This window comes from Plantibacter sp. VKM Ac-2885 (genome assembly GCF_015351205.1).
In the GTDB taxonomy this organism is placed as follows: Bacteria; Actinomycetota; Actinomycetes; order Actinomycetales; family Microbacteriaceae; genus Plantibacter; species Plantibacter auratus.
The window spans coordinates 2,484,434-2,496,786 of record NZ_JADKSK010000001.1 but is presented as its reverse complement, the minus strand read 5'-3'; the positions used below and the strand labels follow the sequence as shown (position 1 = coordinate 2,496,786).

General features: G+C 68.9%; 9 protein-coding genes. All 9 read left to right on the top strand.

The genetic code is table 11. The features are described 5' to 3' along the window. Positions 1-32: 32 nt before the first annotated feature. The 9 genes from ITJ66_RS11910 (at position 33) to ITJ66_RS20170 (ending at position 12,305) form a co-directional block, all read left to right on the top strand. The gene (locus tag ITJ66_RS11910) at positions 33-1,805 is read left to right on the top strand and encodes a penicillin-binding protein 2 (RefSeq protein WP_194644657.1); all 1,773 of its coding nucleotides are present in this window, start codon (positions 33-35) and stop codon (positions 1,803-1,805) included. 26 nt (positions 1,806-1,831) lie between these two features. Further along, a complete protein-coding gene (locus tag ITJ66_RS11905; protein WP_229938929.1) occupies positions 1,832-3,376 on the top strand; it encodes a Mur ligase family protein in 1,545 nt (514 codons plus the stop codon). Further along, positions 3,376-4,782: a UDP-N-acetylmuramoyl-tripeptide--D-alanyl-D-alanine ligase gene (gene murF / locus ITJ66_RS11900; RefSeq protein WP_192017903.1), complete on the top strand. Its 1,407-nt coding sequence runs from the start codon at positions 3,376-3,378 to the stop codon at positions 4,780-4,782. Before ITJ66_RS11905 ends, murF begins: the two co-directional genes overlap by 1 nt. After that, complete coding sequence (gene mraY / locus ITJ66_RS11895) at positions 4,779-5,876, top strand: phospho-N-acetylmuramoyl-pentapeptide-transferase (RefSeq protein ID WP_086473215.1); 1,098 nt, start codon at positions 4,779-4,781, stop codon at positions 5,874-5,876. The genes murF and mraY overlap by 4 nt, the downstream gene beginning before the upstream one ends. Continuing rightward, entirely contained in the window at positions 5,873-7,384 is a 1,512-nt protein-coding gene (gene murD, locus ITJ66_RS11890) for a UDP-N-acetylmuramoyl-L-alanine--D-glutamate ligase (protein WP_194644655.1), read from the top strand. The genes mraY and murD overlap by 4 nt, the downstream gene beginning before the upstream one ends. A gap of 88 nt (positions 7,385-7,472) precedes the next feature. Then, a complete protein-coding gene (ftsW, locus tag ITJ66_RS11885) occupies positions 7,473-8,666 on the top strand; it encodes a putative lipid II flippase FtsW (protein ID WP_228498104.1) in 1,194 nt (397 codons plus the stop codon). Then, a complete protein-coding gene (locus tag ITJ66_RS11880; protein WP_194644654.1) occupies positions 8,663-9,760 on the top strand; it encodes a glycosyltransferase in 1,098 nt (365 codons plus the stop codon). Before ftsW ends, ITJ66_RS11880 begins: the two co-directional genes overlap by 4 nt. Positions 9,761-9,787: 27 nt before the next feature. After that, entirely contained in the window at positions 9,788-11,200 is a 1,413-nt protein-coding gene (gene murC, locus ITJ66_RS11875; RefSeq protein WP_194644653.1) for a UDP-N-acetylmuramate--L-alanine ligase, read from the top strand. A gap of 10 nt (positions 11,201-11,210) precedes the next feature. Further along, complete coding sequence (locus ITJ66_RS20170; RefSeq protein WP_194644652.1) at positions 11,211-12,305, top strand: FtsQ-type POTRA domain-containing protein; 1,095 nt, start codon at positions 11,211-11,213, stop codon at positions 12,303-12,305. The last annotated feature ends 48 nt before the right edge of the window (positions 12,306-12,353 follow it).

The following is a 12,353-nucleotide window of genomic DNA, read 5'->3' as shown; positions in this document are numbered from 1 at the left end:
GCGACGTCGGGAGAGGACGCGGTGCGGGCATCATGGTGAGACACACGAAGACCACGCGCCGACGCCTCGCGTTCACCATCGTCGCGGTCTCCATCGTGATGACGCTCTTCGTCCTCCGTCTGGTCGACATCCAGGTGGTCCGCGCGAGTGCCTTGAGCGCCGAATCCCTCGAGAAGACCGAGACGGGCGACACGATCCTCGCCACCCGCGGCAGCATCCTCGCCTCCGACGGTTCGGTGCTCGCCGAAGCCGTCATGCGCTACAGCATGGCGGCATCCCCGAAGGACGCCGGCCCGTTCGAGCGCGACGTCGACGGCAGCGAGCAGACGATCACCCTCGAGCAGGCGACGAACGAGATCGGCGCGATCATCGGGAAGCCCGGTCCGGAGGTCCTCGCGCTCATCACGGACGCCCTCGCCGCGGACAAGGACTCGCTCTACGCCCTCATCGCCAAGAAGCTCACGCTCGACCAGCTCCGAGCGCTCAAGGCACTGGAGATCCCGTGGACGACCTTCAAGGAGGAGCCGTACCGGGTGTACCCGAACGGTGCTGTCGCCGGCAACATCGTCGGCTTCGTGGGCGAGGAGGGCGAGGCCCAAGCGGGCGTCGAACTCATGGAGAACTCCTGCCTCGCCGGCAAGAACGGTCGCACGACGTACGAGAAGGGCAGCGGCGGTCTCCCGCTCCCCGGCACCACGGTGACGAAGCCGGCGAAGGACGGCGGCGACGTCGTGCTCACGCTCGACAAGGACATCCAGTGGTTCTCGCAGCAGTCGCTCGCCGCGCAGGCCGAAGCGGTCGGTGCGAGCTGGGGCGTCGTCACGGTGATGGAGGTCAAGACCGGCAAGCTCCTCGCCGTCGCCGAGTACCCGGCCGTCGATCCCGGCAACGTCAGCGCGACACCGTCCGAAGACCGAGGCTCACGGGCCTTCGCCGCGCCGTTCGAACCGGGATCGACGTACAAGTCGCTCACCGCCGCGGCGCTCATCGACCAGGGTGTCGCGAACCCGAACTCCCAAGTGGTCGCTCCGTTCCGGTACAAGCCCTCGAACGGTGCCGACATCAACGACAGCGAGTTCCACGCGGATCTGAACCTCACCCTGTCGGGTGTCATGGTCGAATCGTCCAACACGGGGATCTCGCAGTTCGGCGAGAAGATGAGCGCCGACACCCGCTACGCCTACTTCCAGAAGTTCGGTCAGCTGCAGAAGACCGAGGTCGGCTTCCCGAGCGAGTCCGGTGGCCTCATGGCGGACCCAGCGGACTGGGACAACCAGACGGATTACGCGACCATGTTCGGTCAGGGCTTCTCGACGACCGCGATCCAGGGCGCCAGTCTGTACCAGACCATCGCGAACGGCGGTGTCCGCATGCCCGTCCAGCTGGTCGAGGGTTGCCGGAACGCCGACGGCACCACGACCGACGTCCCCGACGCGACCGGAACCCAGGTCGTCTCCGCCGACGCGGCGAAGCAGGTCAGCGACATGCTCGAGATGGTCGACCAGGAGAGCTGGGTGGCCAAGAACGTCGACGTCCCCGGCTACCGGGTGGCGATGAAGACCGGCACCGCACAGCAGCCCGACGGCGATGGAGGCTACAGCTCGAGCTACCTCGTCTCGATGGCCGGTTTCGCTCCTGCAGAGGCGCCGCAGTTCGTCGTTTCGGTGAACCTGGCCGACCCGGTTAAGATGAATTCATCGGCTGCAGTCGCTCCCATCTTCCGGGATGTGACCACCCAGGTGCTGAAGAGCAGGGGAGTGCAGCCGTCCACGGAGCCGGCACCGAACCTGCCGCTCAGTTTTTGAACGACCTCATGAAGGATGGGCTCAGCGTGAACAATCAGGGCCCGATCAGCCTCAGGCCGGAACATCCGCAACGGCGGGCGCTCTCGCAGCTGGTGACCGAATTCGACCTCGACCTGCACGGCTCGGCCGACGGCGTGGAGATCAGCGGTGTCAGCCTGAGCTCCGGTGCCGTCGAGCCCGGTGACCTCTACATCGGCATGCCGGGTGTCCGCGCCCACGGTGCCGCATACGCCGAGCAGGCGAAGGGACGCGGCGCGGTCGCCGTGCTCACCGACGACGCCGGACGAGACCTGGCCGCAGCGGCCGGTCTGCCGATCATCGTCGTGCCCGAGCCGCGTGCCGCCCTCGGGCACCTCGCAGCCTGGGTGTACCGCACCGCCGAGGAGCCGCCGACGCTGTTCGGCGTGACCGGCACCAACGGCAAGACGAGCGTGGTCTACCTCCTGAGCGGCATGCTCGCGCAACTCGGGATCGTCTCCGGGCTGAGTTCCACTGCGGAGCGGCGCATCGGCGAGCTCGCGGTGACGAGCTCCCTCACCACGCCGGAGGCCAGTGAGCTGCACGCGTTGCTCGCACGCATGCGCGAGTCCGAGGTGCGCGCGGTCGCCATCGAGGTCTCCGCCCAGGCGCTGACCAGGCACCGCGTCGACGGCATCGTCTTCGACGTCGTCGGCTTCACCAACCTCAGTCACGATCACTTCGACGACTACGGCGACTTCGACGAGTACTTCGCGGCCAAGCGGGAGCTGTTCGAACCCGATCGCGCACGACGTGGTGTCGTCACGATCGATTCCGAGTGGGGCGGCCGACTCGTCGAGCAGAGCCGGATCCCGGTGACGACCCTGACGACCCGCCCGGAGGTCGACGCCGACTGGCGCATGACGATCCTCGAGGAGACCGCCGGCTCCACGACGTTCCGACTCGACGGCCCCGGCGACCGGGTGCTGGTGACGAGCGTGCCCCTGCTCGGCTGGTTCATGGCGGCGAACGCCGCGCTCGCGATCGTGATGCTCGTCGAGTCCGGCGTGGAGTTCGACATGATCGCCCAGGCCCTCGAACGGGACGGTGGGATCGACGCCTACATCCCCGGGCGGGCCGAGCGGATCAGTGGCGACCGCGGCCCGGTCGTGTACATCGACTACGGGCACAGTCCCGACGCGTTCCTCAACACCCTCGCAGCCATCCGCGCCGTCACGCCGGGCCGCGTGATCATGGTGTTCGGCGCCGACGGAGACCGCGACACGACGAAGCGTCGCGACATGGGTGCGATCGCTGCACGGGGTGCCGACGTCGTGGTGGTCACCGACTTCCACCCACGGAGCGAGGACCCGGCGTCGATCCGACGCGTGCTCCTCGAGGCCGCCCGCGAAGCCGCGCCGCACGGCGAGCTGCACGAGGTCGCCGATCCGGCGACCGCCTTCCGCACGGCGCTGGCGCTTGCCGGTCAGGGCGACACCATCCTGTACGCCGGACCGGGGCATGAGGACTACCACGAGGTCGCCGGTGTGAAGCTCCCGTACTCGGCGCGCGACGACTCGCGTGAGGCGCTGCGAGAGGCAGGGTGGCTCTGATGATCGACCTGACCCTCACCGAGATCGCTGCTGCGACCGACGGCCGACTGATCCCCGGTTCGGCGGACCCCGGCCTCGTCGTGTCCGGCGTCGCCGACACCGACTCCCGACTCATCACGCCCGGCGACATCTTCGTCGCGAAGCCCGGCGAGGAGACCGACGGACACCTGTTCGCGGATGCGGCGGTCGCGAACGGCGCCGCCCTGCTCATCGTCGAACGGGAACTGGCCGTCGCCGTGCCGCAGATCGTCGTCGAGCACTCCGTGACCGCGCTCGGCGCCCTCGCCACCGAGGTCATCTCGAGGGTGCGCGCGCTCGGACGACTCCGGATCGTCGGCATCACCGGATCCAACGGCAAGACCACGACCAAGAACCTCCTGGCCGCGGTCCTCGAGCGGGTCGGCGAGACGGTCAGCCCGAAGGCCTCCTTCAACAACGAGGTCGGTGCACCGATCACCATGCTGCGCGTGACGAACGAGACGCGGTTCCTCGTCGCGGAGATGGGTGCCAGCGGCATCGGCGAGATCGCCCGACTCATCCGCATGGCGAAGCCCGACATCGGCGTGGTCCTGAAGGTCGGACTCGCCCACGCGGGGGAGTTCGGTGGGATCGAAGCGACCGTCACGGCGAAGACCGAGATGGTGTCCGAGCTGCTCCCGGAGGACGTCGCCGTCCTCAACCTCGACGATCCACGGGTGGCGGGCATGGCCGACGCCACCCGGGCACGCGTGCTCTGGTTCGGCCTCGACGATCGCGCCGCCGTTCGCGCGACCGACATCGTCGCGACGGCGTCCGGAACCGCGTTCACGCTGCACCTGCCCGACGGTTCCTCTGCGCCCGTCCGCTTCAAGGTGCTCGGCGAGCACCACGTCATGAACGCCCTCGCCGCGGCCGCAGCCGCCCACGAACTCGGTGGGGAGATCGACCTGATCGTCGACGCCCTCGAGAGCGTGAGCCGGGCGGAGCGCTGGCGGATGGAGCCCCTCGGTGGACGCGACGACGTGTCCATCATCAACGACGCCTACAACGCCAGCCCCGACTCGATGTCGGCCGCCATCCGGACCCTCGCCCAGATCGGTGCTGAACGCGGCCGGACCATCGCGGTCCTCGGCGCCATGAGCGAACTGGGCGACTGGGCGGGCGAGGAACACGACCGGATCGGGCTCCAGGTCGTCCGGCTCGGCATCGGCCGCCTCGTCGTGGTCGGCCCCGAGGCCCGCCGCATGCACATCACCGCGATCAACGAAGGGTCGTGGGACGGGGAGTCGGTGTACTTCGCGACCGCGGACGAGGCGTTCGCGTACTTGAGCGCGGAGATCGCCCCGGGCGACACCGTGCTCGTCAAATCGTCGAACGCGGCCGGACTCCGGTTGCTGGGCGATCGACTGGGGGAGTTGTACGCATGAGAGTCCTGTTGGCCGCGGGAGCGATCTCGCTGGCGTTCTCCCTCTTCCTGACCCCGCTCTTCATCAGAGCGTTCCGCAAGCTGGCCTGGGGCCAGTTCATCCGCGACGACGGACCGCAGAGCCACCACACGAAGCGCGGGACCGCGACGATGGGCGGCGTCATCATCATCGTCGGCACCCTCGTCGGTTTCTTCGCGAGCTATCTGATCTTCCAGGAACAGGTCGGCGTCTCGGCGCTCCTCGTCCTGCTGATGATGGTCGGTCTCGGCATCGTCGGGTTCATCGACGACTTCCTGAAGGTGCGGAAGAAGCAGAGTCTCGGCCTCGGCGGGTGGGCGAAGGTCGCCGGACAGCTCATCGTCGCGACGGTCTTCGCCGTCCTCGCGATCAACTTCCCGAACACCGAGGGGTTCACCCCGGCGTCGACCAACATCTCGATCATCCGCGACATCCCGATCAACTTCATGGCGATCGGCATCCCGGTGATCGGCATCCTGCTCTACATCCTCTGGACCTCGGTGATCGTGGCTGCGACGTCGAACGGTGTGAACGTCACCGACGGGCTCGACGGGCTGGCCACCGGCGCCTCGATCCTCGCGATCGGCTCGTACATCATCATCGGGTTCTGGCAGTTCAACCAGTCGTGCTTCAGCTCCTCGCTCGCCTCCGACGTGGCGTACAAGTGCTACGACGTCCGGGACCCGCTCGATCTCGCCGTGGTCGCGGCGGCGATCGTGGGCGCGCTCATCGGGTTCCTCTGGTGGAACACCTCGCCGGCGCAGATCTTCATGGGTGACAGCGGTTCGTTGGCGCTCGGTGGAGCGCTCGCGGCTCTGGCCATCCTCAGCAAGACCGAGCTCCTCCTGGTGCTCGTCGGTGGGCTGTTCGTGATCGAGGCCGGTTCGGTGATCGTGCAGCGCGCCTACTTCAAGGTCACCCACGGCAAGCGCATCTTCCTCATGAGCCCCATCCACCACCACTTCGAACTCAAGGGTTGGGCCGAGGTCACCGTCGTCGTCCGATTCTGGATCATCGGTGGTCTGCTCGTCGCCGCGGGTGTGGGTTCCTTCTACCTCGAGTGGTTGAGCCGTTGAGCGCCGAGCGCCTCGACGGACTCCGGAGCTGGCACGCCGACTGGCGGGGACTCCGGGTCGCCGTCCTGGGGCTCGGGATGACCGGGTTCTCCGTCGCCGACACGCTCACCGAGCTCGGCTCGGAGGTACTGGTCCTGGCAGGCGAGGCCGCGGACGAACGCGCCGAACTCGTCGGCGTCATCGGTGCGCGGCTCATCCAGCGGGACCTGTCGACCGTTCCGTCCGAGCTCGTCGAGTTCGCTCCGGAACTCGTCGTCGTCTCACCCGGATTCCACCCCGACCACTCCGTCGTCACCTGGGCACATGCGACCGGGGTCGCCGTCTGGGGCGACATCGAGCTCGCCTGGCGGGTCCGCGACAAGGTCGGCACCCCGGCCGAGTGGATCTGCGTCACGGGCACGAACGGCAAGACCACGACCGTTCAGCTGACGGCGTCGATGCTCGTCGAGGCGGGCTTCCGCGCGGCGCCCTGCGGCAACATCGGCGTCCCGGTCCTGGACGCCGTCCGTGATCCGCAGGGCTTCGACTTCTTCGTCGTCGAGCTCTCGAGTTACCAGTTGCACACCCTCGGCCTGCAGGGCGGTCGGAGCATCGTCTCACCGCTCGCCAGCGTCTGCCTGAACCTCGCCGACGACCACCTCGACTGGCACGGCTCCGCCGAGGCGTACCGGGCGGCGAAGGCCGTGGTGTACGAGAACACGAAGGTCACGTGCGTCTACAACCGCGCTGACGCGGCGACGATGTCGATGGTCGAGGAGGCCGAGGTCGTCGACGGTGCCCGCGCCGTCGGGTTCGGCCTCGACGTCCCCGGACCGAGCGACTTCGGCGTCGTGGACGGCATCCTGGTCGACCGCGCGTTCCTCGACGACCGTCGGACGAGCGCCCTCGAGATCACGACGGTCGAAGCGCTCGCCCAGCGCGGGCTCGCCGCCCCGCACATCGTCGCCAACATCCTGGCGGCAGCGGCACTCGCCCGGGCCGCCGGCATCACGGTCGAGGCCGTGCGCGACACCCTGCTGTCGTTCGGTCTGGACGCGCACCGGATCCAGCTCATCGCCCGGAGGCTCGAGGTGGACTGGATCGACGACTCGAAGGCCACCAACCCGCACGCCGCCGACGCATCGCTCGCCGCCTACCGCTCGGTGGTGTGGATCGTCGGAGGCCTGTTGAAGGGCGTCTCGATCGATCGTCTGGTGGAGCGGCACGCCGACCACCTGCGCGCGGCCGTCGTGATCGGCGCCGACCGCTCGGAGGTCCTCGCGGCATTCGCGCGACACGCGCCGACGCTGACCGTCATCGAGGTCGACGCAGCGGAGACTGAACACGTCATGCCGGAGGCCGTTCGCCGGGCCGCCGAGGTCGCGCAGGCAGGGGACACCGTGCTCCTCGCTCCTGCAGCCGCCTCGATGGACCAGTTCACGGACTACGGGCACCGTGGTCGCCTGTTCCAGGCCGCCGTCGAAGCAGAGCTGGGAGGTGAGGCGGATGATCGATCCGCCTCGCGCTGACCCGCGCCGCGTGCGGTCGTCGTCGTCCCGGATGATGGGGACCGCCTCAGGTAGTGGGACACCCGACGCGCCGACGTCGCCGAGAGGCATGTCGAGTGCGCGGATCTCGCTGGGCAAGGTGCTGCGTCCGGAGTCGAAGAACTACTTCCTCCTGCTGGGTGTCACCCTCTTCCTCGTCGGGCTCGGGCTCGTCATGGTGCTGTCCTCGTCCTCCGTCGAGTCCTACGAAGCCGGCGACGGGTATTTCGGGCTGTTCTGGCGCCAGGCGACGTTCGCGATGATCGGTGTCCCGCTCATGCTGATCGTGAGCCGCTTCCCGGCACGGTTCTGGAAGAAGTGGGCGTGGGTGTTCCTCCTCGTCGCGATGGGCCTGCAACTGCTCGTCTTCACACCGCTCGGCTACGAGATCGGCGGCAACCGCAACTGGATCGAGATCGGCGGCTTCACCGCGCAGCCCTCGGAAGCGGTCAAGCTCGCGCTGGTCGTGTGGCTCGGGCTCGTGCTGACGATCAAGCAACCGCGTCTCCTCGAGTGGAAGCACGCCCTGATCCCGGTCATCCCCTTCGCCGGTCTCTCCATCGGCCTCGTCCTGCTCGGTGGCGACCTCGGTACCGTCGTGATCATGGCCCTCATCGTGTTCTCGGCGCTGTACTTCGCCGGAGTGCGACTGCGCTACATCGCGATCCCGGTGGTCGCTGGGGCTGTGCTGTTCCTCATCATGGCCGTCACGAGCGCCAACCGCATGCAGCGCATCATGGCGTTCTTCGGCGACGGCAAGGGCGACTACGAGAACGCCGACTGGCAGTCGACCCACGGCACGTGGGCGCTGGCGAACGGCGGCCTCTGGGGCGTCGGTCTCGGCAACTCGCGCGCGAAGTACGGGTGGCTGCCGGCGATCTCGAACGACTTCATCTTCGCGGCGATCGGCGAGGAGCTGGGCCTCATCGGCGCCGTCCTCGTCCTCGGGCTGTTCGTCTTCCTCGCCGTCATGTTCATCCGGGTGATCCGTACCAGCGACGACTCCTTCGTCCGGATCACCACCGGCGCCATCATGGCCTGGATCATCGGCCAGGCACTCGTGAACATCGGCGTCGTCCTCGGAGTCCTCCCGGTGCTCGGCGTGCCGTTACCACTCCTGTCCTCGGGCGGCACGGCGCTGCTCACCACCCTCGTCGCGATCGGGATCGTCCTGTCGTTCGCCCGGGAGCGGGGGCGCCCCGCGTCCCAGCAGTCCCGTCGGTCACCCGCTCGACGTCCCCAATCCTCCGGAGTCACCCGATGACCACCTACCTTCTCGCCGGCGGCGGCACCGCCGGCCATGTCAATCCGCTGTTGGCGGTGGCCGACGGACTCCGCGCCAGAGACCCTGAAGCGACGATCCTCGTCGTCGGCACGGCGGAGGGCCTTGAGGCTCGACTCGTCCCGGAACGCGGTTACGAGTTGCTCGCGATCCCCAAACTGCCCTTCCCCCGCCGTCCGAACATCGACGCACTCCGCTTCCCCGGTCGCCTCCGCCGGGCGGTCGCAGCCGTCGTCGCGATGATCCGAAAGCACCGCGTGGACGTCGTGATCGGTTTCGGTGGCTACGCGGCCGCGCCGGCGTACACGGCGGCCAGGCGCGCCGGCGTCCCGCTGGTCATCCACGAAGCGAACGCGCGTCCAGGCCTCGCGAACCGACTCGGTGCGAGGTACACGCCCTACGTCGGTGTCGCATTCCACCACACGCCCATCCGCAATGCACGTTTCGTCGGCATGCCGCTGCGTCGCGAGATCGAGGAGTTGGACCGCGAGACGCTCCGGCCGGCGGCCCTCGCCGAGTTCGGCCTCGTGTCGGACCGACCGCTGCTGCTCGTCACCGGCGGTTCGCTCGGCGCGAGACGGATCAACGCGACGATGAGTCAGAGCGCCGAGGACGTCGTCGCGGCCGGCTGGCAGGTGCTCCACATCACGGGTGCGAAGAGCGAGATCTCGGATCCGGGTGTCGACTACTACCACCTGCTCGAGTACTGCTCCCGGATGGAGCTCGCCATCGCCGCAGCCGACTTCGCGGTGTCGCGTGCGGGCAGCGCCACGGTCAGCGAGCTGTGTGCGGTCGGACTGCCGGCCGTCTACGTGCCCTATCCGGTCGGCAACGGTGAGCAGCGCTTCAACGCCGCCGACGTCGTGCGGGCCGGGGGAGCGGTTATGGTAGATGACGCGCAGTTCGTGCCGGCCTGGGTGCATGAGCACCTCGTCCCGTTGCTGAGCGATCGGCACCGGGTCGACGACCTGGCCGCCCAATCCAAGAGCGTCGGTGTCTCCGACGGCACGGCTCGCGTCATCGCCCTCATCGATGAGGCGCTCCAACCATCGGTGCAGCGCGTGCGCGGCCGGTGATCCAGTCTTCCCAGAAAGCGTGACACCGTGATCAAGCCAGACCCCACCGTCGAGATCCCCGCCGACCTCGGCGTCGTGCACTTCGTCGGCATCGGCGGCAGCGGGATGAGCGGCGTCGCACGGTTGTTCGTGAGCGCCGGATCACGCGTGACCGGCTCGGACGTGCGCGAGTCGAAGAACATCGACGCCCTCCGCGAACTCGGGGTCCCGGTCGCCATCGGCCACGATGCGCAGAACGTCGGTGATGCGGACACCCTCGTCGTGACCGGAGCGCTGTGGGCGGACAACCCCGAGTACCTGCTCGCGAAGGAACGGGGTCTGACGATCCTGCACCGGTCGCAGGCGCTCGCGTGGCTGACCTCCGGTACGCGACTCATCTCCGTCGCGGGGGCACACGGGAAGACGACGTCGACCGGCATGATCATCACGGCGCTCCTGGAGCTCGGTGCCGACCCCAGCTTCGTCAACGGTGGCGTGATCGAGTCCCTCGGGCTGAGCTCGGCCCGCGGCGCCGGAGAACTGTTCGTCGTCGAGGCGGACGAGTCCGACGGTTCGTTCCTGCTCTACGACACGGCCGTCGCGCTCATCACGAACATCGACCCCGACCACTTGGACCACTACGGCTCGCTCGAAGCGTTCGAGCAGGCGTTCGTGACCTTCGCCCAGCAGGCACGCGAACTCGTCGTCATCTCCTCGGACGACGCCGGCGCGGTCCGGATCACCCCGGCGCTCCGCGCGGCCGCCGACGGCAAACGCGTGCTGACCTTCGGAGAGGCCGCCGACGCGGACGTCCGACTGCACGACGTCGGCTCCACCGGCCCGGTCTCGTTCCAGCTCAGCTACGAGGGCACCAGCTACGCGGCGACCCTCCGCGTGCCCGGGCGCCACAACGCCATCAACGCGGCCGGCGCCTTCGCGGTCCTCGTCGGTGTCGGGTTCGACCCGGCGGACGCGCTCCGAGGTATCACCGCCTTCGGCGGGACGCAGCGTCGATTCGAACTGCACGGTGTCGTCGACGGTGTGAGCGTCTACGACGATTACGCGCACCACCCCACCGAGGTCGCCGCCGCCCTCGCCGCAGCGCGCACGGTGGTCGGCGACGGACGCATCATCGCGGTCCACCAGCCGCATCTGTACAGCCGGACCCGCCTGTTCGCCCAGGAGTTCGCCGACGCCCTCGAACGGTACGCCGACCACACGGTCGTGCTCGAGGTCTACGGCGCGCGCGAGGACCCCGAGCCCGGTGTGACCGGTGCGACCGTGTCGACCCGGTTCTCCGACGCGGACCGCGTCGCATACATCGACGACTGGCAGCGCGCCGCGGACTACACGGCGACGGTCGTGCGACCCGGCGACTTCGTCATCACGCTCGGATGTGGCGACGTCTATCGGATCGTGCCGCAGCTCCTCGAGGCCATCGCCGGTCGCGAGTCCGTCTGATGGGCGTCCGGTGAAACGCCCGGACGGCTTCGACCCCGCGGCCAGCCCGCGCCCCGAGCGTCGGACGCGACCGTCGGCGTCCGCGCCGGTGGACCGCGCCGGCGCGCCTGCTGAGCCCGTCGCCGAGCAGGAGACGGACGTCATCGAGCTGGACGCCGCGCGGCTCCGGCCGAAGCGGTCGGGTGCCGGCGCACCGTCCCAGCCGTCGGGCTCGAAGTCGAAGGCGAAGTCGAAGTCGGCCTCATCGACGCCGGCACCATCGTCGAAGGTCGACGCGAAACCGGCGGCGGCGTCCTCCGCCTCGGCGACGGCGACCCTGGAGCGCCCGGACGAACCGGAGGATGAGGCGTTCCTCACCCCGCGTGAGGCCGCCAAGCTGCGACGTCGTCACGAACGCCAGGAGATCCGTCGGTTCACGGCCCGCAAACGCGGCCGCCACCGTCCGTGGGTGATCGCGGCCGCGATCCTCGGCGTCCTGATCGTCGTCTCGCTCGCCGGAGCCTATTCGCCGCTGCTGGCCGTCCGGTCCATCGAGGTCGTCGGTGCGAGCCGGGTGAACCAGGCCGAGATCACCGAGGCGCTCAGCGACCAGCTGGGTCGCCCACTCGCACTGGTCGACGCGGGAGCCGTCAAGGCGGTGCTCGTCGGATACCCGCTCATCGCGAGTTACTCCCTCGAATCCCAGCCCCCGAGCACACTCGTCGTGCGGATCGTCGAACGCGAACCGGTGGGTGTGCTGCAGTCCGGATCGGTGTACACCCTGGTCGATGCAGCCGGGGTCACGATCGAGCGCAGCGACCAGCCGATCGCCGGGTATCCGACGCTCATGGTCACCGGCGGCCCGACCTCCAAGGGCTTCGTCGCCGCGGCCGCGGTGATCCGGGCGCTCCCGACGGATCTCCGCGCCCGCGTGGCGTCGGTCTCGGCGTCGACCGCGGACGACGTCACCCTCACGCTCGTGGACTCGCCCGCCGAGGTCGTGTGGGGGAGTGCGGAGGACTCGGTCCTGAAAGCGCGGATCCTCGCGACCACGATGGCGGCCACCGACCCGTCCCAGGTGAACCAGTACGACGTGTCGTCGCCGTCCGCCGCGATCGTCCGCTGAGGAAGCGCACCGGGATATTCCCGTCGATGTGCCGACACGCCCGGAAGC

Coding starts and splice junctions, on each gene's coding strand:
- murF (WP_192017903.1), top strand. CDS start 3,376: ATGATCGACCTGACCCTCACCGAGATCGCTGCTGCGACCGACGGCCGA.
- mraY (WP_086473215.1), top strand. CDS start 4,779: ATGAGAGTCCTGTTGGCCGCGGGAGCGATCTCGCTGGCGTTCTCCCTC.
- ftsW (WP_228498104.1), top strand. CDS start 7,473: ATGTCGAGTGCGCGGATCTCGCTGGGCAAGGTGCTGCGTCCGGAGTCG.
- ITJ66_RS11880 (WP_194644654.1), top strand. CDS start 8,663: ATGACCACCTACCTTCTCGCCGGCGGCGGCACCGCCGGCCATGTCAAT.
- ITJ66_RS11910 (WP_194644657.1), top strand. CDS start 33: ATGGTGAGACACACGAAGACCACGCGCCGACGCCTCGCGTTCACCATC.